General features: G+C 49.3%; 21 protein-coding genes. 3 read left to right on the top strand and 18 right to left on the bottom strand.

Going from position 1 to position 23,021, the window contains the following annotated elements:
- The 17 genes from AC14M5_RS19240 to AC14M5_RS19160 form a co-directional block, all read right to left on the bottom strand.
- On the bottom strand, positions 1–1,765 hold a 1,765-nt coding region (locus AC14M5_RS19240), incomplete at its 3' end, for an APC family permease (RefSeq protein WP_484031330.1).
- A 234-nt stretch (positions 1,766–1,999) separates the two neighbouring features.
- Positions 2,000–3,970 (bottom strand): cation:proton antiporter domain-containing protein, encoded by a 1,971-nt coding sequence (locus AC14M5_RS19235; protein WP_484031329.1) that lies wholly within the window; start codon positions 3,968–3,970, stop codon positions 2,000–2,002.
- A gap of 177 nt (positions 3,971–4,147) precedes the next feature.
- Positions 4,148–5,056, bottom strand: coding sequence for a homocysteine S-methyltransferase family protein (locus AC14M5_RS19230; RefSeq protein ID WP_484031328.1), 909 nt, complete (start codon positions 5,054–5,056; stop codon positions 4,148–4,150).
- Entirely contained in the window at positions 5,043–5,468 is a 426-nt protein-coding gene (locus AC14M5_RS19225) for a GNAT family N-acetyltransferase (protein ID WP_484031327.1), read from the bottom strand. The genes AC14M5_RS19230 and AC14M5_RS19225 overlap by 14 nt, the downstream gene beginning before the upstream one ends.
- Positions 5,449–7,065, bottom strand: a complete 1,617-nt coding sequence (locus AC14M5_RS19220) for a sensor histidine kinase (RefSeq protein ID WP_484031326.1) — start codon at positions 7,063–7,065, stop codon at positions 5,449–5,451. Before AC14M5_RS19220 ends, AC14M5_RS19225 begins: the two co-directional genes overlap by 20 nt.
- Positions 7,066–7,125: 60 nt before the next feature.
- A complete protein-coding gene (locus AC14M5_RS19215) occupies positions 7,126–7,719 on the bottom strand; it encodes a hypothetical protein (RefSeq protein WP_484031325.1) in 594 nt (197 codons plus the stop codon).
- 162 nt (positions 7,720–7,881) lie between these two features.
- Positions 7,882–9,174, bottom strand: coding sequence for an ABC transporter permease (locus AC14M5_RS19210; RefSeq protein WP_484031324.1), 1,293 nt, complete (start codon positions 9,172–9,174; stop codon positions 7,882–7,884).
- Entirely contained in the window at positions 9,161–9,865 is a 705-nt protein-coding gene (locus tag AC14M5_RS19205; protein ID WP_484031323.1) for an ABC transporter ATP-binding protein, read from the bottom strand. The genes AC14M5_RS19210 and AC14M5_RS19205 overlap by 14 nt, the downstream gene beginning before the upstream one ends.
- 106 nt (positions 9,866–9,971) lie before the next feature.
- Positions 9,972–11,156 (bottom strand): efflux RND transporter periplasmic adaptor subunit, encoded by a 1,185-nt coding sequence (locus tag AC14M5_RS19200; protein ID WP_484031322.1) that lies wholly within the window; start codon positions 11,154–11,156, stop codon positions 9,972–9,974.
- 231 nt (positions 11,157–11,387) lie between these two features.
- Positions 11,388–12,083 (bottom strand): response regulator transcription factor, encoded by a 696-nt coding sequence (locus tag AC14M5_RS19195; RefSeq protein ID WP_484031321.1) that lies wholly within the window; start codon positions 12,081–12,083, stop codon positions 11,388–11,390.
- Positions 12,084–13,376: a molybdopterin-binding protein gene (locus AC14M5_RS19190; RefSeq protein ID WP_484031320.1), complete on the bottom strand. Its 1,293-nt coding sequence runs from the start codon at positions 13,374–13,376 to the stop codon at positions 12,084–12,086.
- 1 nt (position 13,377) lies between these two features.
- Positions 13,378–14,241, bottom strand: coding sequence for a UbiA prenyltransferase family protein (locus AC14M5_RS19185; RefSeq protein ID WP_484031319.1), 864 nt, complete (start codon positions 14,239–14,241; stop codon positions 13,378–13,380).
- Between the two features lie 69 nt (positions 14,242–14,310).
- Positions 14,311–14,715 carry a hypothetical protein gene (locus AC14M5_RS19180; protein WP_484031318.1) on the bottom strand — a complete coding sequence of 135 codons (405 nt, stop codon included), beginning with the start codon at positions 14,713–14,715 and terminating at the stop codon, positions 14,311–14,313.
- Positions 14,716–14,787: 72 nt separating this feature from the next.
- Positions 14,788–15,894, bottom strand: coding sequence for an aminotransferase class I/II-fold pyridoxal phosphate-dependent enzyme (locus tag AC14M5_RS19175; RefSeq protein ID WP_484031317.1), 1,107 nt, complete (start codon positions 15,892–15,894; stop codon positions 14,788–14,790).
- Between the two features lie 108 nt (positions 15,895–16,002).
- Positions 16,003–16,476 (bottom strand): DinB family protein, encoded by a 474-nt coding sequence (locus AC14M5_RS19170; protein WP_484031316.1) that lies wholly within the window; start codon positions 16,474–16,476, stop codon positions 16,003–16,005.
- 99 nt (positions 16,477–16,575) lie between these two features.
- Positions 16,576–18,207 (bottom strand): hypothetical protein, encoded by a 1,632-nt coding sequence (locus AC14M5_RS19165; RefSeq protein ID WP_484031315.1) that lies wholly within the window; start codon positions 18,205–18,207, stop codon positions 16,576–16,578.
- Between the two features lie 194 nt (positions 18,208–18,401).
- On the bottom strand, positions 18,402–19,121 hold the full coding sequence (locus tag AC14M5_RS19160) for an SDR family oxidoreductase (RefSeq protein WP_484031314.1): 720 nt from the start codon (positions 19,119–19,121) through the stop codon (positions 18,402–18,404).
- A gap of 134 nt (positions 19,122–19,255) precedes the next feature.
- Between AC14M5_RS19160 and AC14M5_RS19155 the strand changes: the two genes are divergently transcribed.
- On the top strand, positions 19,256–20,041 hold the full coding sequence (locus AC14M5_RS19155) for a hypothetical protein (protein ID WP_484031313.1): 786 nt from the start codon (positions 19,256–19,258) through the stop codon (positions 20,039–20,041).
- Positions 20,041–20,352: a hypothetical protein gene (locus AC14M5_RS19150; protein WP_484031312.1), complete on the top strand. Its 312-nt coding sequence runs from the start codon at positions 20,041–20,043 to the stop codon at positions 20,350–20,352. Before AC14M5_RS19155 ends, AC14M5_RS19150 begins: the two co-directional genes overlap by 1 nt.
- A 54-nt stretch (positions 20,353–20,406) precedes the next feature.
- Here AC14M5_RS19150 and AC14M5_RS19145 read toward each other — a convergent pair whose 3' ends face one another.
- Positions 20,407–21,366 carry a proline dehydrogenase family protein gene (locus AC14M5_RS19145; RefSeq protein WP_484031311.1) on the bottom strand — a complete coding sequence of 320 codons (960 nt, stop codon included), beginning with the start codon at positions 21,364–21,366 and terminating at the stop codon, positions 20,407–20,409.
- A gap of 114 nt (positions 21,367–21,480) precedes the next feature.
- Between AC14M5_RS19145 and AC14M5_RS19140 the strand changes: the two genes are divergently transcribed.
- Positions 21,481–22,971 carry a serine hydrolase gene (locus tag AC14M5_RS19140; protein WP_484031310.1) on the top strand — a complete coding sequence of 497 codons (1,491 nt, stop codon included), beginning with the start codon at positions 21,481–21,483 and terminating at the stop codon, positions 22,969–22,971.
- Positions 22,972–23,021 lie beyond the last annotated feature (50 nt).

The following is a 23,021-nucleotide window of genomic DNA, read 5'->3' as shown; positions in this document are numbered from 1 at the left end:
CTGCTTTCAATAACCAGGCGGTTTGGTTATGCAGGAAAGCCTGCCACCATTTGGCTGGAACAAATTCGGGCAGAACTACACAGGCTAATTGTCCGTCATTTTTTTGTGTGTCCACTTCATCAAGATAATCCAACAAGGGTTGAATCAAAGAACGATAGGGTGAAGGCACCACCATGAGTGAAATATCAGGCCATAAACGAGACCATTTTTCTTTTACCTCCTGGGTGTCTTCTTCTTCCAATTCCACATATACGGCTGTAATGTCATTTGTAATGGAACGGGCAAAATCCACTGCTTCAACAACGCCGCGATGCACGCCCGAGATCGGAATGATCACACGCGAAGCAGAAATCGGCTTCAGAGATGGAGGCAAACCATGCAGGGAAAGTTCACGCCCAACTTCCAGGTAATGAGAGCGGATGCTATAAAATATCGACATAATTACGATGATCAACAGGATGGTTACCCAGGCGCCCTCAAGAAATTTGCTATAACCGACCACAATCAACGTCACCGTTGTGGCGAGGGCGCCAAGTGCATTGGCTATAAATTTGAATATCCATCCCCTTCCCCGTTCGCGCCACCAGTGAACGACCATACCAGCTTGTGAAAGGCTAAAAGCCAGAAACACTCCCACTGCAAACAGCGGAATCAGTGAATGACTATCACCGCCAAAGATGATAATCAAAACAGCTGTTGCAACGGATAACAGAATAATGCCATTTGCAAAAACAAGGCGGTCACCCAAACCCGTCAATTGGCGCGGAAGGAATTCGTCCCTGGCAAGAATGGCGCCGAGGCGCGGGAAGCCAGCAAAACTTGTGTTGGCCGCAACAGCTAGGATCAACATGGTACTGATCTGGATGAAGAAATAACCGGCGCCATTCCCAAACAACCTGCGTGCAAGCGCTGAAAGAATAGTTTCCTGAGGGCCACTCACAATTCCCAGATATTGGGTCAGGCCGATACTGCCCAGAAATAAGGCCGCCATCAGGGCTGCCATCACAAGTAACGTCTTGCCGGCATTGCTTGACTCCGGGCGTTCAAAGGAAGGCACTCCATTGCTAATCGCTTCGATGCCGGTGAGAGCAGTACAACCGGTTGCAAAAGTATGAAGAATTAAAAATAGGGTTATTGGGTGAGTTGCTTGAGGGGCAACCCCACCCAAAGAGACTGGGCCATCCCTCATCAACACGAACACTCCATATGCAAGCATGGGAATGTAAGTAAACAGAAACAGGTAAACAGGGATGGACATCAATGACCCCGTCTCGCGTAAGCCTCGCAAGTTGGCAAGCATAATAAATGCCAGCAAGATCAGTGCGATCCACACACGATATTGCCAGAGTGACGGAAAAGCCGATGCAATAGCCTCCACCCCGGCTGTCAGGCTAACTGCGGCGGTTAGCAGATAATCAATTAGTAATGCAGAAGCGGCTAGCAGGCCAACATGCGTTCCCAGGTTATCACGTGCCACCACATATGAGCCTCCCCCGGAAGGATAGGCATGAATAGTTTGGTAATAAGATATGGCGACGATCACCAATAGGCCAGTGATTACCAGTCCAATCGGCCAGGCGATTCCCAAGCCCGCACTCCCAGCGATAACCAATCCAAGATATATCTCCTGATTGGCATATGCAATGGAGGAAAGAGCATCTGGCGAGAATGCGGCCAATGCGCGGATTTTATTTAGTTTTTTTCCGTGAAGCTCACGTGTTGGGAGGGGAGGGCCAATCAGAAAATCTTTTAGGTGACCTAGCATCAAGTTAAGTATACACCTTTGGCATACTTATGAACTTATGAAACATATTAAAATGCAACCCGAGTTGCCACCTTGTATTAAGAAATTACGGGTGTCTCCCTGAAGGAGCGCCTTTCGCGACTGAAGGGTCCCTAGTCACAAACTCAGAGATGCTTCGAGGCACACCGTCCTGCGTTCGGTGCAGGGAAGTACGCCCCTCAGCATGACACGACGGGAGTATGGTAGCAACTTGGATTATTTATCAAAATGCAAGATCACCAGATTCCCATCAAAGGATGCGGCGAGTTGTTCGGGAAGACTTCCCAGTGTATCTGCCACACGCTTGCGAGAACCGAACCCGGGCACAAGAATAAAGCTGCTGATACTTTCGCGTTCCAGCATGGCAGGTTTGAGTTGGTCGGTAAGAGACTCTATGATGATGGGATGTTCTGAGTTCATTACAGCAAGCAGAGCTTCCAAGGGTTGGAGATAACTTTTATCTGCGCGAATCACGAGCGGAACACCCAGGGCTTTGGTTAACAATAAGCCCGCCTCAAGCATACGGCGCAAAACAATCAGTGGGATCGCTTTCGCGGGGACAATGAATACAACGCGCTGCATACTGTTCAATGGCAGGCCAAGTTTGCCGATCATCACAGGTGTATCTGAGCCCCAAACGACTTCGTCTAAAACAGAGCCAAGTACGTTTTCGCGGAGAGTCCGCTTGCCGCGCCAGCCCATGATGATAAGGGTTGCATTCTTTTCATGTGCGGTATGAAGAATCCCTTGTGCATGTGAGGCGGCCATACGCGGGATTAGTTCTATCTCTGCTTCAGGGTCGTTCAAGGACTCGGTGATGCGTCCCAATAAATCCCGGTGAAGGTGAAAGCTGCTTTCTTTATCAGGCCCCATGTCACGGGCAACGCTGACTGCGAGAACTTTTCCACGGGAGGCACGGGCAAGCAGGCTGGCAAGCGTGATCAGCCCTTCAGATTGTTTGGGCTCCGAGACGGGCACGAGGACTCTGCCAAAGATAGGTAAAGGCTTATCGTCTGTTGAGGCAGTTTGCAGATTGGGAGCGAAGCGCTGGACGATTAAGGGGGAGGTGATCGAGGTGAGGAGAATCATCAAGATGGCGGCGTTGAAAAGGGTAGAGTCGAAAAGTCCAGTTTCCAAACCGATCACCAGGGTTGGGATGGTCACTGCGGCCTGTGCGTGTGAGAGGCCATAGACCGTCCAGAATTCGGACTTGGTGTATTTGTAAATTTTTGCGGTGATCCAGGCAGCAATGAGTTTGGAAACATACGCGACAATGGTGACGCCGATGGCAACAACAATGGTTTGCGGGCTTTCGAGGAATGTAAGTGGGTCGGTGATGAGGCCGCTGTATAAAAGAAATACTGGAATAAAAAATGATTCGCCGACGAAAAGCACATGACCCGTAACGGGGCTGTGACGTGGAAGCATGGAGTTAACCGCAAGACCTGCGAGGAAGGCGCCAACCACTTCGTGCACACCGATCAACTCAGCGACGAATGCTGCAATAAAAAGTGCGACGATGACGAATTGAAATTCAACTGCGCGGCCTGTGAGTTTTTGAAAAATTATTTTCCCAAGACGGGGCAGGCCAAAGATAATGACAGCCGTGAAAATCGTTAACATGACGAGCAACTGCACAAAATAACTTATTGTAAAACCGCCGCCTGATTTTGCTCCAAGCACAACCGCGAGCACAATGAATGCACCGATGTCAGTTAGCACAGTGGCGCCAATGGTGACCGCTATGGCTTCGTTACGTGTGACGCCAAATTTCGTAAGAATGGGGAATGCAATGAGTGTATGAGATGCAAAGGCGGAGCCAAGCAGGATCATGCCAAGTATATCGAGGCCGAGGATGTAGCCAAGCCCCATGCCCATGAGCTGCGGACAAATAAATGTAATGAGACCAAAAACAAGCGCGCGAGTGCGGACGCGCATGAATTGGTTAATATCCACCTCGAGGCCTGCGCTGAACATGAGATAGACCAGGCCGATGGTGGCGAGGAATTCAATGCGGTCACCCTCTGCCATGAGTCCGAACCCATGCGGGCCGATCAACATGCCGCCGATAATGATGCCGATAATGCCTGGCAATCGCAGCCGCTCGGATAATAGCGGTGTGATGAGGATGATCGCCATCGCGAGCAGAAAGAAGCCAACAGGTTTGTTGAAGAGTTCGAGAATCATGATACCTACTATAAATATGGAGTGTGAATGACGACGATATCTTTGCTTCTTGAGCTGCTTTTAATCAAGATTCTTAACGCAAAGTCGCCAGGGCGCAAAGATTCTATTGTTTTTTTGCGACTCTGCGTCTTTGCGTTAAAACTTACGAAAATTCCGCAAGGCAGCAACTTGGAGCAATTACTTGATGACGGATTTTAGCAGAGCAATATGATCGGGAGTAGTGCCGCAGCATCCCCCAATTATCTTAGCAGGCCAATGCGAGGCATGTTCGCAATAGGCTTTGGGGTTTTCAGAATCGGTATTGACCCAACCAACTTTCTCATCTGCATAGCCGATGTTGCCATAAGCGATCAATGGAAAGTCTTTGCCGCAGGCGGCTTGCAATTCAGCGAGCGACTTGGCAAGATTGGGCGTTGGCCCGCAGTTCACTCCGATGGCTGAAATGCCAAGCGGGAGTAATTGATTTGCGGCTTCAGTGAGTGTTTCACCCGAAAGCAATTTTCCCTCGCGGTCACAAACGAAACTAACAACCACGGGTGTGCCTGTAATTGTAGCAAGCTTCGCCATGATGAAAGCTTCACGAATTGTGTTGATGGTTTCGATGAGGATCAAATCCACGCCGCATTCGATAAGGTGGTGAACGCGTTCGGAATGCTCAGCGCGGAGTTCATCGTCAGGAGGGACGAGATCGGGGCGATAGCAATCTTCGAGTGTGGAGATTGAGCCAGCTACGAAGCGCACCTTATCGGAAGGAACCTTAGCAATTGCGGCGCGCGCAATATCCACGGCACGGCGAGTGAATTCAAGGGCACAATCTGCATTTCCGCTGGGAGCCAGCGCACGGCGATGAGTGCGGAATGTATTCGTCGTAATAATGTCTGCGCCAGCACGCAGATAATCTTCATGGATTTGCTGAAGGATATTTGCATCGTGATCATTCATCAAGGCGTTGGCAGACCAGAGCGGCAGACCAGTATCCACACCACGACGATTGAGTTCGGTGCCTGTGGCGCCATCGAGGATGAGGTGATGAGGTTGGTTAAGTGCAGATAGAAAGGTCATGAGTGATTGGTTATTGCGAGGCATCAAATTTTTCCATCCAGCGAGGAGGGTCGGAGAGTTCGGTGAAACCGAATTGTTTGTAAAGGCTGTGAGCATCGCGAGTGAGCAAGCACCAACGCTTTAATCCCCGCAATTCAGGGTGAGACATCACACATTCCATCATCCATTTGCCAAGGGATTGTCCGCGATACTCCTCGTGAATGAAGACATCACAAAGATATGCAAAAATAGAAAAGTCTGTCACTATGCGAGCAAACCCCACTTGTCTTTCCCCATCGTAGACTCCGAAATTCAATGAATGCCGAATTGATTTCTCGATCACATGGCGCGGACGTTTGTCTGCCCAGTACGCGCGCGAAAGAAAATCACAGATCACATTTACATCAAGGCGCGAGGCGTCATCGGAAATAGTAAATTTATCTTTTGTCCATTCCATGCACAGCATTATACCCATCATGGGCACTTTGTAAACGAGCGGGCAGGCTCACAGTAAATTCACTCCCCTCATAAGCACCCGTGCTCGAAACATGCACCTCACCCCCATGCCCTTCCACAATCGCTTTGACAATCGCGAGGCCAAGCCCGTTGCCTGCAAACTCCGAAACATTTCGGCCGCGATGAAAACGCCTGAACATATTTGGCAGATCGTCCGCAGGAATGCCGATGCCAGTATCCGAAATTTTGATTTCGATTTTTTCTTCAGATAATTCCGCAGATACAAAAATCGAATCATCGGGCTGTGTGAATTTGATGGCATTCTCTAATAAATTCACAAACACCTGGCGCAATTGCATTTCATTTCCGAAGGCCTCAAGGTTTTCATCCGTCATTTCCAAACGAAAGCTGCGATTGGATTGTTCGGCGCGCGAGGCGAATTGTTCTGATACTTCACGCAGGATGCTGGATATATCTACAGGTTCAAAATTGGATTTCAAATCTGCTGATTCGATGCGCGATAGATCGAGCAGGTTTTTCACAAGCGCTTCCAGCCGCTGACCCTGTTCCTGGGCACGCGACAGATAGAGGGTCAGGTCTGATGCGTTTTGCTTCTCATCCTGTGCCAATTCCAGATTGGTCTGCAATGCCGTGATGGGAGTATGCAATTCGTGGGCCGCATCCGCAACAAAGGCGCGTAACGTGGAGACGGTCTGCTCCACCTGTTCAGCCATTCCGTTGAAGGAATTCGCAAGCGACACAAACTCCTGCTGTTTTTCATTTTGCAGATCAACGCGCACAGAAAGATCACCCTGTTCCATTTGCTGCGTTGCGCGTTCAAGCGCAAGCACGGGGTGTGTTACGCGCTGGCTCATGAACCAACCTGTCAGTGCGGCAAGGGCCATCGCGAACAAACTGGCAACCAACCATGCCAGCATTACAGATTCGATCACATCTGTGCCATAACTAGGGCCATTGGAGAATTCAAGTACGCCTAACAGGCTTCCATCCTCCGAGATAAGCGGGACACTTACAGCTTGCGATGACCTGTGTGTCGGGTCGAAGTCTGATCTCGAAGTAAATCCATAACCATATGGCGATGCATTTACGGATACGATGATCTCTGCGGTTTGACCTGCTGGCACTTCTTTTTCAAACGGAATGAGTGGTGGAAAAACATCCCCTTCATCGTGATATATCAAAGCTGGCGGCTGACCTGACGAAGGATTGGCCGGCACACTAAACATTACATTGCCAGACACTGGCATTCGTGAAACAGCAATGACTTGCTTTGAATCAGGCGCACCAGAATCTGCGATCACGTTCCTGTTTGAATCAAGCAATTGAATTTGAGTTTGGGAGAGAAAGGCAAGCCCATTGATTTGATCTTGAAGGAAGTCCGGGGGCAAATCAGATTGCATCACCTGCTCAAGGACTGGTTTTAACGTAATGGCATTTCCAAACAGATACTCGCGTTCCTGGCGCGTGTAATAGCTGCGTAAGACAAGCAGCATCACCGAACCAAGTGACAACGCCGCGAGCAGGGCGATCACCGCGTAACTTGCAGGCAGCCTCCAGCGAATGGAATTTCGATTCATGGTTTCACCTTTCAGACTTCGGAAGTCTACCAGACTTCCGAAGTCTCTGTAATTTACGATCTAAGGAGCCTCCCTCTTGAACATGACTGGCTGACTGTACATGATCATATCCGCAATGATCCGATCACCGTTTTTGCGCCCCCAGACCATGACCATGCTGTTGCTTGTTAGATCATCAAGTGCACCTTCCTCCACCACCTGTTGTACGACCATGGATTCACTCGCCTCAGATGGAGGCGGCATCTCAGTGGCATCGCGATAGATAATGGTTTTGCTAGTGATAACAACTTCCACTTTGGGGCCATTACTGTCTCCGGGGCCGCCGCTGGTGACAGGACCGCTCTCGTCGCCGGGCCCTGCTTGCACAACAACACCGCCGCCGCCCTGGCCCATTTCCATTGAAAACTCCTGGATGACGATGGTATTGTCTTTGCGTTCGACGAACGTACCCCTTGTTTCAGGTTCGGTTTTCGGCAGTTCGGGGGCGGGAGTCATGTCGATTTTTATTGAGACCGTCCCGGGACCACCTCCCATCATTGGGAATAAACCTAATGGGCCGACTCCGCCGTTGAGCAGTTGACCGCCAACGAAGGCCGCAACGGCTACGACGATCAATACAGCAGCCATGATGAAATAAACTTTTTTGTTTTGCATGATTTACTCCTTTGATTTCATAAATGTTCTGTTGGTTGAGTAGGCGGTGTTTGTCCGCCGTATCGAAACCAACGAGTTCGATACCAACTTTTTGTTTTCAGGTTACATGGTGGTTTCGATACGCCCCTCCAAGAACATTCGGGGCTACTCAACCACCGAGTATTATTCATACCGCAACGCATCAATCGGATCGAGCCGCGAGGCGCGCAAGGCGGGATATAACCCAAACACGACTCCGATCAACAGCGCGACGACGAATGCCAGCGGGATACTGCCTGGGTATAACAATGCCACGCCTTGGTTGAGCGCCGCCGCAAGCGGAATGGCGAGGATGCCCAATACGATTCCCGCCAGCCCGCCGCTGGCGCTGATCAGGATGGATTCGAGCAGGAACTGACTCACGATGTCTCTTTGTTTCGCACCAATCGCCAGACGCACACCGATCTCTCGCGTCCGCTCGGTGACGCTGACCAGCATGACATTCATGATCCCGATTCCGCCGACGAGCAGCGAGACAGTTGCCATCGCCGCCAGCAGGATGGAAAAAGTCTGCGCGGCTTCCTGCTGTTGACCGAGAATGTCATCGCGCGTGGTCATATCGAAATCGTCGAGATAATTCCCTTCGGCATCCTGTTCGATCTGGTGTTTTTCGCGCAGATATTCAGTGATCTGCTTCTTGGCTTCCTCGATGCGATTCGCATCCGTGACGTGCGCCGTCATGTACACGGAAGGTTCTTCATCATATAGTTCCTGGATCATCGTGCTGATCGGCATGGCCAGGAACTCGTTCGGGTTGGATCGATAACGCTCCTGCACATCAGTGCTTTCTAATTCCACAGCCACACCGATGACAGTGCAACGCGTGCGCTCGATCCAAATCGTTTCGCCGATGGGGTTATCACCGGAGAATAGATCAAGCGCGGTTTGATATCCCAGCACACAGACGGGCGCGGCAGCGTACACTTCGTCAGTGGAGAAAAAGCGTCCCTCGCCGATCAGGTCGGCGGCGGTGAAGGCGGCGTCGGCTGTCCATCCCACAGGTTGAACGTTACCGCTGGCAACGAATCCCTCAAGCGCATCCACGGTTGTTCCTATCGCGCCGATTTCAATGGATGCACGTCCAAAGCGCGCTTTGAGCGTTTTACTCACCGACATTTCCACGCGCTCCACCAGCGGGACTGTATCCAACATTTCGAGGCCCTCCTGATATGTCAGCTTTTTCCCGCTCGCCACAAACTCACGATCCTGCATTTCAAAACGTTGACCAATCTGAATTTGATTTGCACCGAGATCTTGAAAGGTAGCCTCCACCGCAGCACGTGCGCCGTTGCCGAGCGCAAGCATCGCGATCACCGAGGCGACACCGATCACAACTCCGAGCATCGTGAGCGCTGCACGAAGTTTGTTTGCCGAAACACTTCTCAGTGCAGTTCGCAAAAGATCAGTGAGCGACATAGTCAAACTCACTTTCTTTCAGCACACCGTCACGCATCTGATAGATGCGGTTGGCATTGCGCGCAACATTCATATCATGCGTCACCACGATGATGGTGCGGCCCTCTTCATTCAACTCTTTTAGCAAACGCATGATCTCGATGCCCGTATTGCTATCAAGATTTCCCGTCGGCTCATCGGCCAGGATGACAGCAGGCTGCGTGACCAACGCCCGCGCAATCGCCACACGCTGACGTTCACCACCCGACAACTCCATGGGATTATGTTCGACTCGATGTTCCAACTGGACACGAGACAACGCCTCTCGCGCACGGGACAGTTGATCCTGCTGCCCAAACTGACCCTGGCGATAAGCCAGCGGCAGGGCAACGTTTTCCCATGCAGACAGCCGCGCAAGCAGATTGAAATTTTGAAAAATGAACCCGATCCTTCTGCCGCGTAAATCAGCCAGTTCATCGCGGCTCAAGGAAGAGACAGGTATACCTTCGAGAAAATATTCACCCGCTGATGCACGGTCCAACAAACCGAGCAGATTCAACAAGGTTGACTTCCCACTTCCAGAAGCGCCCATCAACGCGATGAATTCACCACCATGCACAGTTAAGTCTGCGTCACGCAAAGCCGTGACAACAGCTTCACCCATCAAATATCTGCGTGTGATCTTTTCGGTACGGATAACAGGCTCGTTCATCGCGTGACCACCTGCAGAACTGCTCCTTGCGCCGTCCTCGGCGCAAGACTTACCTTGCAAACAGCGCCGCCGGGGACTGCGGCTAGAGCTTGGAGGAAACAGTCGTTCATCTTGTCACCACCTGCTCGCCCTCCTCAAGACCCGAAACGATCTCCACATACGTATCGCCGCGCAAACCGACTGTGATCTCTCTTTCCGCCTCCTGCACACCATCCCAAACTTTGACGATGGTCGTATCGCCGCCAGAGGCACGTACAACTGCACGTGGCAGGCACAACACACCCTCGCTCTTCGCAATCGTGATGGCAGTATCTGCGGTCATCCCATCTGCCAATCCATCCGGGACCTCATCCAGCGTAATGTAAATGTCGTAAAGCGGACTGCTCTCGCCTGCGATTCGTTGTGGAATGATACGGGACAGCCTGCCTTGAATTGTGAGTTCAGGACGGGCATCGAAGAATATTTCCACTTCCTGCCCCACCGAAACGATTGGAAAATCCTCTTCGGTGATATTGGCCTGCACTTCCAAATCCTTTGGGTCGCCCACTTTAAATAAAGTTGTTTCTGCATTAATGGTCACGCCAGTTTGCGCTGTGGATTCCAAAACGACACCATTAAAAGGCGAAATAATCGAAAGGCTTTCAAGTACCACCTTTGCCGCCTCGTACTTTGCTTTGGCAAGCGAAAGTTCCGAATCCGCGGTAGCCAGGTCGGCCTCGCTGGGATGCCCCAGATACCATTTCAAATTATTTTCCATGGCACTCAATTCTGTCTGAGCATTTGAAAGCTGTGTCAGCGCGCTGGCCTTGGACTCGGGCCCAATTGCATTCTCATACATCGAGGCAAGCTGGCCCACCAGGTTCTTTTGCAATTTGATCTTCGCCTTATATTCTTTTATAAATGAATCCGAAGCACGCGGATAATCCATTGAAGCGCGCTTCGTTTGCGCGGCATCGAATTCCTCCTGGGCTTCGATCACGGCCAACTGCGCCTCAGATTTTGCCACTGCGTCCAAATCTGCAAGCACCTGCCCTTTCCTGACCACATCCCCGGTGCGGACATACACCTCCGACAGCTTTCCTGTCGTTGGCATGTTTATATTTTCCAAGCCCACGTTGACCAGGTTGCCTGGCGCGGTGACAGTTTGATCCACATCACAGCGGTCTACGGTCACAGTCTGAGGAGTAGGGGTTGGCTCAGGCTCCTGGGTGGTCGAAAAACCAAAATAACCAGCCGCGGAAATGACCAAAATCCCGACCAGCACAAAAACAATCACGATGCGTTTATCCACAAAGAAGCTCCGTTTTGTGTCACCCTGATGAAGTGTTCTCCGATGTTAGAGAGCTACACTTCGTTCAGCATGACAGAATAAAAAAATACAGACAAGGGTTTGTCCTGTCTGTAAGTTTATTTCCTCGTGGTTTCAATTAGATTGTGATGTGATTAAGGTTTCGTAATCTGACCCCCTCCGCCCTTCGGGCACATCCCCCAAATCGAAAGGCACGATTTGGGGGAGGAAGTTCTAGCCGACTAAACGATAGCCAATACCGGGGACAGTCAAAATGATGGCGGGTTCTTCGGGTTTTAATTCTATTTTTTCGCGCAGGCGGCGGATGTGGACGTTGACAGACTTTTCACTTTCCAAATCAGGAGCATAGCCCCAGACCGCTTCCACAATCTGCGCGCGCGACAATGCCTGTCCGCGATGCCTCGCCATATGACTCAGCAAACGGAATTCGATGGGCGTCAACGCGATGACGAAATCGCCGCGTCTTACCTGACCTGTAGTTTGGTCCAGCACAAGGTCAGCCACCGCCACTGATGCAGGATCATTTGAAGCATAATCACCATAGGCGCGACGCAAATGAGCGCGCGCACGCGAAACCAATTCCCGCAGACTAAACGGCTTGGTGACGTAATCATCCGCGCCCATTTCAAGGCCAAGGACTTTATCCATTTCATCGTGTTGGGCGGTGAGCATGATGATGGGTTGCTTGATTCCAGCTTGCCGCATCTGACGGCAAAAATCAAACCCTGACCCATCAGGTAAGCGGATATCCAGGACGATCAAATGCGGAGAATTTTTTCTTGCAAATTCCAAACCGCTCCCACCCGTATTGCACAAATGCGGTTCAAAGCCATGCGTACGAAATCCATCCAACAGGCTTTGTCCAATGGCGGGGTCGTCTTCGATCAACAAAATTCGCTGCAGAGTCATTTAGATCAACACCACTTCCACCAACTCGCCTGCGCTCAATCCTGTTGCATCAGGGTGAATCCGTAAGAGTCCGTCCGCTGCGGCGAGGGTGAAGATGAGGTTTGATTTGCCGAAGATGGGATCAGCCTCGTAATTGACGATTGACGATTGACGATTGACGATTAGCTTCACAGGCCACCAATCTTCTCTGCCTGCTTGCGATGGTAAATTCACAGTAAGTTTTGCTTGCACGGTTGCTTTGGGCTTGGGCAATGCGCCCAATAATCTTTCGATGACTGGCACAACGAATAAATATCCATTCACCAGTGCGCTGACGGGGTTGCCTGGTAAACCGATCACAGCTTTGCCATTGCACACTCCCAAGATCGTCGGCTTGCCTGGCCTTGTGTTAATGCCGTGCACTAATACGCCCGGCTCGCCCAATGTGCGGATGACATCGGCGGTCATATCTCTGGTGGATGCGGATGAACCTGCCGTGATGATGACCACGTCACATTCAGATAGCGCCTTCGCTGCCGCTTCTTTCAGCACCTGAAACTGGTCGCTAAAAATCCCATACCTTTTTGCAATGCCTCCGCTTTTTTCAATGAGCGCACCAAGTGTATATGAGTTGATATCACGGACTTGGCCGGGGCGAGGCGTTTGGCTTGGGTCAATGACTTCATCACCCGTGGAAATCAAGCCAACACGCGGTTTCTTCGCTACATCAATGGATGTGAATCCCAGCGCCATCAGTCCACCAATTTCTGCGGGGCGGATCTGTGTCCCTTTGGGGATGACCAGTTGATTTTGCGCAACATCCTCGCCAATGCGGATGACGTTCTCGCCATCGGCAACGGATTTGAAGATTTCGATTTCTCCATCTCTGCTCTCTTCGGGGCTCAGCCCCGAAAAAGCAATGGTCTGTGTGTATTCGATCATCACAACTGCATCTGCGCCATTGGGGAGCATTCCGCCGGTGTGGATCAATGCACATTGACCTGGGCCCAATTCAAAAGACGGAGTGTCACCCATTGGCACTTCGCCAACGAGATTGAGATATGCAGGTAATGAGTCGCTTGCGCCGTACGTATCTTTTGCGCGGACAGCATAACCGTCCACAGTGGTGCGGAGAAAATCAGGCAATGGGTGCGGCGCGAATACGCCAGACGCGGTGAAGCGGCCAAGGGATTGGACAACGTCTATAGATTCAGAGTCAATTGTCCCCAAGGGGGATGCGATCAGCGGGGAAAGATGCGAGAGTAATTTGTCGCGTGCTTCATCGGGTGGAAGGAGAGTCAAAAATTCAGGCATGTCATCGAAGCCAGAAAGTCAGAGTCAAGAAGTAGGTGGTCAATCCAAAGACAGCAAGAGCTGTGGATGTGAGAAGCCGCCAATTGGGCGGGTTGCCGAGGGCAATGGCGCGGAGTTGGATGATCTGAAAAATCGCGAAGGGCAGGGTGAGGAAGGCGGGCCAAATGAGGTTGAATGAAAAACCAAGCGACGGCGCGAGGGAAAACATTGCGTAAGCAAATGAGATCAGGCTGTGATGAAATGGGACAGCGCGCTCCCAGGTAAGCAGGCGGAGGAGAGTTGCGCGTTGATATTTTTCGTCAGCGGTGAATGTTGTGAAGTTGACGATCAAAAAATAAGCGAGGGCCAATGCAGTGAGCGGAATGATCAACACAGTCAGCAATAGATGATTTTCACCAGCTTGAAGCAAAAACGCGATGGACGGAACGACATAAGCGATGTGCGCGGCAAGAGTCAATTCACCGAAGCCGCGATTGATCAGCCGAACAGGGGGCACAGCATAAGCGAGGATGATTAAGACAGAAGAAAGCAAAAAGAAAAAAGCAGGATGTGTTAAAGTGTGGTTGAGATAAATAATAAAGACGATTAATGCATAGGTTGCAAAAAGCCCAATTGAGATATAAAGCATGTTATTGCGGAGAGTCTCTTTTTGTTGCGGAGTCTCACCCTCCACAAGCGGCTCGTTGTACGGGCGGAAGACTTCGCCCAGCAAGGCCATACTCAATTGTGCGATGAGAATGCCCACAAGACCAAGCCAAAAAGTTACAGCCTGAAGTGAAATGCCGAGGTAGGCAGGGATGCTCGCACCAAGGAGGTAGGTCAATGAGGCGAGGAGGAGGTTAAGAGGGCGGGAGAGTTTTAGCAATTTACGATTTCCGATTTTGGATTGACGATTTTTAATTGTAACAAGAGATAAAGAGACTCAGTTTTTGGCTTATCGGAAAAACAATAAGTATATAAAGTTTTGACCAAGCAAGCCATCTCGAATCAATATATCAACTCCCATCTTAACCACATAAAGCCCAAGGGCGATAAAAAGAAATGTGACAAGCGAGTGAAATATATTGACCAACAAAGTATACGATGGGAGGACTGTTGACGTATCAGGGTCAGGAAAAACCAAATCGAAAGTTTTCGCAAGCCATTTACGAGCAGGAGTCCAATAAATGAATATCCTTCTAAATGAGATTTGAATGCCAAAAACTATAAGGAATACTGCTATTCCTAACAATAGAGCAACCAAGTGAAGTCCTGTTAGAACTAACCACAGGCGAAACCAACCCTTTCTATTTTGATAGAGTTTTTCTAAAAATGTGCTTTGAGGTTTAGATTCATCCATGTTTTTTTATATAAACAAAACTGTGTCCAATCTATACTTCCAACAGGCATCAGGAATACCTAAACGTTGAGGTTATTTGCCAATATATTCTTCCAACCTCTCCACAGCTTGTGGAAGGTTCTTTCTACCAAGCCCCAATCGAAAATGGTTATAAGGGTCATTATAGGCTGAGCCTGGCAGAAGAAGGACGCCTGCTTTTTTCACGAGGTCATCACAGAATTCGTCAACATTTCCCTTTAGCAATTTTGGGAATCCCATAGAACCTGCTTGCGGGCGGTTCCAAGAGAAGAGTGAAGCGTGGCGAGTGAAAAGGTCGTCAATGATGGTGAGATTATGTTTGATGATTCCGAGATTTCTTTCCGCAAGTTTCGTGCGGTGACGCATGGCAACTTCGGCCAGGAATTCGCTGGGTGCGGAATTACAAATGGTTGTGTAATCCTTATGCGAGGCCATGTTTTGATAAATCTTTTTATTCTTTGTGGCGACCCAGCCAATGCGCAGACCAGCAAGGCCATAAGTTTTAGAGGTGACACCCAATGAAACGGCGTGGCTGCCATAATCACAAGCGGCAGGGAGCTTTTGCAAAGAGTCATATTCCGATTCGCGATAGACCTCATCCGAGAACAGGATCAAATTGTTTTCCTGGGCAAATTTATTCAATGCATCGAAATCCGCACGGGACATTAGATAGCCAGTTGGGTTATGTGGGGTATTGATAACAATTCCTTTGGTGTTCGAGCGCATGAGGTGGCCTAGCTCATCCAAATCCAGCGCCCAGCCGTTGTCTTCTCGCGCCATCCACGGGCTGACGTCACAGCCGACAGCACGTGCCACCTCCGCAAGGGATTGGTAACCAGGCGAGTGCACGATGACATGGTCGCCTTCCTTGAAGGCGGCGTACATGAAAAGATAGATGGCTTCTCCTGCGCCTGTATGAACCAAAATATCTTCGGGTTGAATCGTGGTGTACAGATTGAAAATCTCTTTTCGTAAAGCGGGGCTGCCCTGCGATTCAGTATAGCCAAGCCATGTATTTTGGAATTTCTCTGCTGCACCTGGTTCAAAAGCAAGCAAATCCGCAATGGACATGGCTTCACAGTCTGAGGAGCAGAGCAGGAATTCAGTATTGAATTCGTATTTGGCAAAGTAACGTTCGAGTTTGAATGGAGGAAGATTCATAGAATGCCTTTTAAACACGAAGGGCATAAAGGTAACGAAGGTTTGTTGACTGGCTCAATGAAAGGCGTCTTTTCAGATTTTTCTTTGTGCACTTCGTGTCCTTTGTGCTTAATTCTTTAGCGCTCGCTTGATATCACGATAATGCATTTGATTATGCAGGTATAACATTTTAATCATTTCTCTGATAACAGTCTCGCCTAAAAATGGATGGCGGCCCTTAATTTCCAAGTCTTCGTCTTTCAAGCCAGAAACCCATGCGATGGAATTGGCACGCACTTGTTTATATTGTTCAAGTAACTCGGCAGAGGGCAGCTCTTTTGTCTTTTCTTGCTGTGCGGCGTTGTAACGGTCTATCGAAAAATCTTCGGCTGAACCTTCGCCCGTTGTGCGGATGCGCTCGAACAGTTTTACCAATCCGCGCTCGGATGTGACGAAATGCGCAAGCACATTGCGGATGCTCCAGGTTGTGCCTTCGGTATACACCTCCTGCGTCCATTGGTCATCGGTCAACTCGGAAAAGAATTGCACAAAGCGTTCACCTTCGGTTTTGAGTTTTTCAGCAAGTTCGGTAGTTTCGGGCATAGCCATCTCCTAAATATCTATTAACCGCAAAGAGCGCAAAGGTCGCGAAGTTCTAAATTTTTTTTCTTAGCGTTCTTAGCGTGCTTGGCGGTTAAAAAATCATGGTTCGGGGAAACTCGCATAATTGATCGAACGCTTTCCTGTTGTCGGATAATAATAATTCGTCATCTCGGAAATTTTCTCGATCAACTTTTCACTGTCTTCAAAATCCGTGCGCACATAGTAGTAATGTGTGTCATACGGGCTATCACCGAAGACCGCCGCGAGAACATATCCATTCGCCTCGGCATAATCCTTCATTGTGATCGTCATGCTGAACCAACGCTGCGCAAGATTCGGCTCGGTCAATTTTGGCGGGACAAGCGGCGAGTAATAATCATGAAACATGATAATCTCGGGTTTGTATTGGTCAAGATATTCCGCGGTCAGGCCGCCATTATGCGCGATCCACTGATCATTCAGGCCCCAGGTATCAATCGCATCCCAGCCCGAATAATACGGGATCAGGCCCGCCTCCGTCGTCGCAATCATATAGCCTTTGCCGCGATAGTCCGCCAGCATCTTCGCGATTTCCAAACGGCCATCTCGTTCATAAGGTCGGTCACAAGCTTGTTGATACAATGCCAGGAAACAATTCTGGAACCAGGAATAATAGATGAGACTCACCGCCAGGCCAATCAACGCGACGAGATACACGCTTCTTTGCCGCGCAGACAATTGACTCAACCAATTGAAGTTGATACCAGCTAAAAGCTGAGTCCACGACATGAGCGCAATCGGCACAATAGCATATTGGAATCGCGCCCCGTAATTCATTTCATCGGAGATCATGCCAAATGCAATCGCAAATCCAACAATGGGAATGAGGTAGGCTATGGTAGTCTTCATCGTCTCTTTCGAGCGGAAGCCAATGATAAATGCGAAGACCACAGGTAGGCACAGGCGCAGCGCGTTCAACATGGAATGTTGGAAGGAGTCCCATTTCCAGCCTTCATCACCCTTTTTATAAAATGGATTTGGGAGCGGGTAACCGAAATAATCCCACCTCCACAGAAAATATGCGCCACCTAGTGCGAGGAAAACTACGCCGAAAATTATGATGATGGATATGGACTTCTTAAGTCCGCGCATGACGATGACAGACAGCAGCATCAGCGAAGCGAGGATAACTCCCTCAGGGCGAATCAACCCAGTGACCAGTCCGCTTAGGGCGAAGGCGAGAGAGAGCCAAAAGTTTGGATTCTCTTTTTTAATCAGGAGCAAGCCCAAAGTCCAGGTGGAAGCGGCGGCGAGGGCAAAGAAAGGCGTCCCGAAATAGGCGGATACATAGGAGAGTCCAGTGCCAACAGCGAGATAAAGTCCGCTTAGGAATGAAAGAGGAATGTTTGCATTGTTGATGCGGCGATTGGTCCAATAGACGATGAGGACGGTCAGGATATGTGATGCAAAACTAATGCCGCGCACAGCTTGCCCAACCGTAAGCCCAAGCTTGATGAACCCAGCCGAGGCGATCATAAAAAGAAAATCCGTTGCGCCATCTACAGGCTGACCACCAATGTTCCAGACTATACCGTATCCGCCCGCGAGATGCTGGGCATAGCGCATGAGCATGGCCGCATCTTCAAAAGGAGGGATATTGAAGTTGATGTAGTTGAAAGCGTAATAGACAGTGGAAAGTATTAAGAGAATAGAGAACAGTAGATCAGTGAGGAGGGGTTTTTTGGAAGTCATTGTTTTACTAATACCGACGGTGGTTGAGTAAGACGAGTGTTCTTCTCGTCTGTATCGAAACCACCAATTGTAGAAATATTTTTTATTCTATGCTTACTATTTATTAGTGGTTTCGACACCGCACTGCACAGAACACAGTGGGTGCAAGTGTACGGCACTCACTATCGCTCGTGGCTACTCAACCACCAGAGGTTTTATGTCAAAGAATAGCCGCCATCAACAACAATGGTCTGGCCGGTAATATACTCGTTTTTGATGAGAAATTCGAGAGCGGATGTGATCTCATCCAAAGTAGCGGCGCGTTTCAGAGGCAGTTTAGCAACAAGTTTATCCCATTGTTCAGGTGTGACCACGTCCGAAGGCAAGACCAGTCCTGGCGCAATAGCATTGACACGAATCTGCGGCGCGAGGGCACGTGCCAGAAGTTTGGTAAGCGATTCCAATGCAGCCTTGCTGACTGTATAAGATGGGTAGCGACTCCAGGCTTTCTGCGCGCCAATATCTGTGACGTTAACGATCAATCCGCCCTGCGCCATTCGTTGAGCGGCTTGTTGCGCAAGCAGAAAAGGGGCGCGCAGGTTGAGGTCGAGAGCAGAATCCCAATCCTTGATATCAAGATCACGTGGATTGCCTACAGGCATGATCGCTGCGGAATTAACCAATACTTTCAACGGTGAGCTGAATTGATCCACCAATGAAAATAAGAAATCGATCTTTGTGGGTACGGTTAAGTCAGCACGGATTTCAAAACAATCCACGCCCATGGCCTTGATCTCGCGCACCGTCTGCCTGGCTTCGGTTGCAGAGCCGCGATAATGTAGGGCAATCGAATATCCCATTTTGGCAAGGGAGAGGGCAAAGGCTTTACCGAGGCGATGTCCAGAACCGGTAACGAGAGCAAGAGGTTGGATCACACATAAATTGTAAACGCAAATGGAATATATGGCGGAGCTTTACACAAGTTAAGTAAAGACGTATATAATTTCCATATTCGGAACTCCACAATTCAGCTTGAGCAATTCTATTTGAAATTTTCAGGGAGCCATGTATGAATGTACTGGACGATCATGTAAAGCGCATCAAAGACTGGTTGGATAAGCAGGGTTATCCGTTAGAAATGGTAGTGGCCAGATCATTATTTGCGCAAGGCCTGGGATATGTACATGGATCAAACTATGAGGATCCAGACTCGGGTGACGCAAGAGAGATCGACATATTGACAAAGTCTATTGTCGAAAACAAGAATGTTCTATTACTTCAAGCAATTATTGAGTGTAAATATTCTGAACAGCCCATCGTGGCTTTCACATACAACGATGTATTAAAATCCCCCGTGGAATTCTGGGTACCTTGTAATATTCTTGGACTCAAGATTCTAAATATCGTTAAACAAAGAAGGCTCGGTAATGATATACCTGTTTTCTCTCAGCAATATCCAACTGCCTATGCATTAAAGCAAATTCACAAGGATGACAAAAAAAGGGATGCAGCTTTTGAAGCAATAATGTCAGTCGTCAAAGCATCATATTACTTTTCAAAGCTATATACCGACAAAGTAACAACCTTTTTATCACCTAATGGAACAGAAACAAAGCCGCTGGCCTATATTGGGATGCCTACTATCATATTTCGAGCGCCACTATATATTTGTTATTTAGACCAAAGTGGCAATATTGCACTAGAACCACGGAGCAGCCTTCTTTTGGAATGGACTTATCCCAAAGTAGGAACTATGATGATAAGAGTCATACAAGAAAAAGAAGTGGCGGCTTTGGGGCAAAGCGTTACACGATCGGTAGAAATATTTTATGACCAATTGAAGGAACACATTTGATGCTTGAAAATTGGTTTCATAAAGCCATCGGTGACGGCATGATGGCAAATGAACCCTCCGAAGAAATCCGCGAGGCATTTCTGCCACTTTTTAAATCAGCAGGAAAGCCCGCGGATATGGCTGTGTTTACTCGGCATGAATCAGAAGGCCGCCTGCATTGCGAAGTGATCGCTTATTTTTCACCTAGTGCATCAGAGATAGCAAATACCTTCGACGCAGAGCCATGTGAAAAACCGTCAAGGAGTGGATTGGGATTACTGGCTGGGGATGATAGGTGTTGGTTGGTGCTTTTTTCTGAGAGTGATGCCTGAATTTCTAAATAAAAAGAACTCGGAAGTCTGCTAGACTTCCGAGTTCTCGACCTTTTATCCCCTAAAGAAATTTGTAATAAAGAACCAAATATTTGCAGGTCGCTCGGCGAGACGCCTCATAAAGTAGGGATACCAATGTGTGCCAAAGGGGACATAAACGCGCACAGGATAACCTTGTTTAGCAAGCTGCTCCTGCAAATCGCGGCGGATGCCATAGAGCATTTGGAACTCAAGTCCGTTTTGAGGCAGGCCAGCTTTATCCGCATAGGACTTGGCGAAAGCAATCCGCTTCTCATCATGAGATGCAATCGCGGGGATGGGAGGCACGCGGCCATCGTCAGATAATTTCGAGTGATTTTCAAGGGAGGCATCGATCAAAATTTTTGCAAGCAGATCATAGTTCGCATCCACATCCACTTTTTTAGGGAAAGCTTTGTCGGGTGGTTCTTTGTAAGCGCCCTTCACCAAGCGCACCCGTGTGCCATCCATCGCCATGCGGCGTGTATCCGCTTCAGCACGGAATAGATAGGACTGCACAGCCATGCCTACGTTTTCATATCCCTTTTCGCGCATGGCGTAATATATGTTTATGGTTTTATCTGTATAGGGAGTGTCTTCAATATCAATGCGGACGAAGGTGTTGTTCTGTTTTGCGCGAGCGAGGATGCGTTCAAGATTTTGGGCGCACAGGCTTTCGTCCAGGCCGAGGCCGATCTGAGTCAGCTTGATGGAGACGTTGCCCCTCGCAGCAGAGTCAACTCCCAGCGCGTCCAGAGTCGCGAAAATGTCATCTGTGGCTTGCTGGGCTTCTTCGGGAGTATTCGTATGTTCACCGAGGTGGTCTAGAGTCGCATTGATCCCTTTTGCATTCAATTCACGCACGACGCGCATGGCGTCTTCAAGTTTTGTCCCCGCTACAAATCTGGATGCAGTGCGCCAGGCAAATCCCCAACTCGTTACAAGTTTTTGTGCCCAGGCGGCTTTGGAGAGGTAGATGAGAAAAGAGCGCAGCATATCCATCCTTAGGAGTGAGGTGATATCTCTTATGTTCAACTTATTCTAGCACAGGCACTCAATTTTGGTGTGTTATACTTTTTATGTGATTTTCGTCATTATTTTGGAGGCCGTGTGAGAAATCGCAATACCAACACCATCCTTCGGGGTGTTTCCATTTTATTCCTGACAGCCGCGCTCGTACTTACAATCACTTCCCTAATCAGTTACAGCCGTCAAAGAAATAGTTACCCGCCCGGCATGACGATTGCCGGTGTGTCTGTCGGTGGGCTGAACCCGGCGCAGGCATCTCAAAGACTGCTTGAAGTTTATACATCGCCCATTGAAGCCGTTTATGACGAAGCAGTCATCCATATTGATCCAAACGCAGTTGGGTTTGAGGTGGATATTGAAACCATGCTCGCCGCCGCTGATTTGAGCCGCACAGGCGGTTTTTTCTGGGGCGGATTTTGGGATTACATCTGGAACCGCACTCCGCCTGAGACGCAAATTCCATTAAGTTCTTCGATCTCGGAAGACCGCTTGCGGGAATATCTGCAAAACGAAATTGCCGCGCGCTACGATCAGCCGCCTGGCCCCGCACAACCGGTTCCGGGCGGGACCTCCTTTCTGCCCGGCGCACCCGGGCAGACTCTTGACCTTGACCGCGCTGTTCTGCTCATTACCGATTCATTAAAGTCGCCAACCAACCGCTCGATAGCGCTTTCTTTTACACGTAGTTCTGCCGCAAGACCTACAATTGAAAACCTCGAGATCCTGCTTAAACAAATCGTGACCGTATCCAATTTCGACGGCCTGATCGGCTTCTTCATGATGGATCTGCAATCCGGGCAGGAAATCCATTTTGCAATAGACAACAAACAGGAAATTTCAACCGAGCCGGATATTGCCTTCACAGCCTCCAGCACCATCAAGGTTCCGATCATTGCATCTTACTTGATCAACCGCGGAAGCCAACTCGATGCCACTACAACAGATATTATCTCGCGCGTGCTTGGCAGGTCTGATAACTCAGCAACTGACCTTGTGCTCGAACGAATCGACGAAAATAACGGCCCCATCATTGTGACCCAGGATATGCAATCAATCGGCCTGGATAGCACATATCTCGGAGGCATGTTCTTCCTTGGCGCGCCGAACTTATTACCCAATCACTTAACCCCCGGTAACCAAAGAGACGATGTATTTACCGACCCAGACCCTTATTCACAAACAACACCATCTGAAATGGGCATTCTGCTCGCGGATATTTATCAATGTGCGCAAAACGGAGGCGGAGCACTCGTGGCAGCCTTCCCGGATAAAATGAGCCCGGATACCTGCCAACTCCTGATCGATTTCATGGCGCAGGATAAACTTGGCTCGCTCATTCAGGGTGGCGTTCCAGATGGAACGCTCGTGCCGCACAAGCATGGTTACGTCCTTTCGAGGGACGGCATCATGCACGATACAAGTGATGTCGGCATTGTATACTCCCCGGGCGGAAACTTTGTGCTTTCGATATACACTTATCATCCTGTCCAAAACATCTGGGATATCACCAATCCCCTAATCGTGAACCTGACACAAGCCGTATACAATTATTTCAACATTACAACTCAATGATAAGACCACCTGTTTTCCGTCACAGGCGCGAAAACGGGTTATTTTTTGAT

This window comes from Candidatus Villigracilis sp. (genome assembly GCF_057083605.1).
The sequence above is the reverse complement of the archived record's forward strand: the minus strand, read 5'-3'. Positions and strand labels throughout refer to the sequence as shown.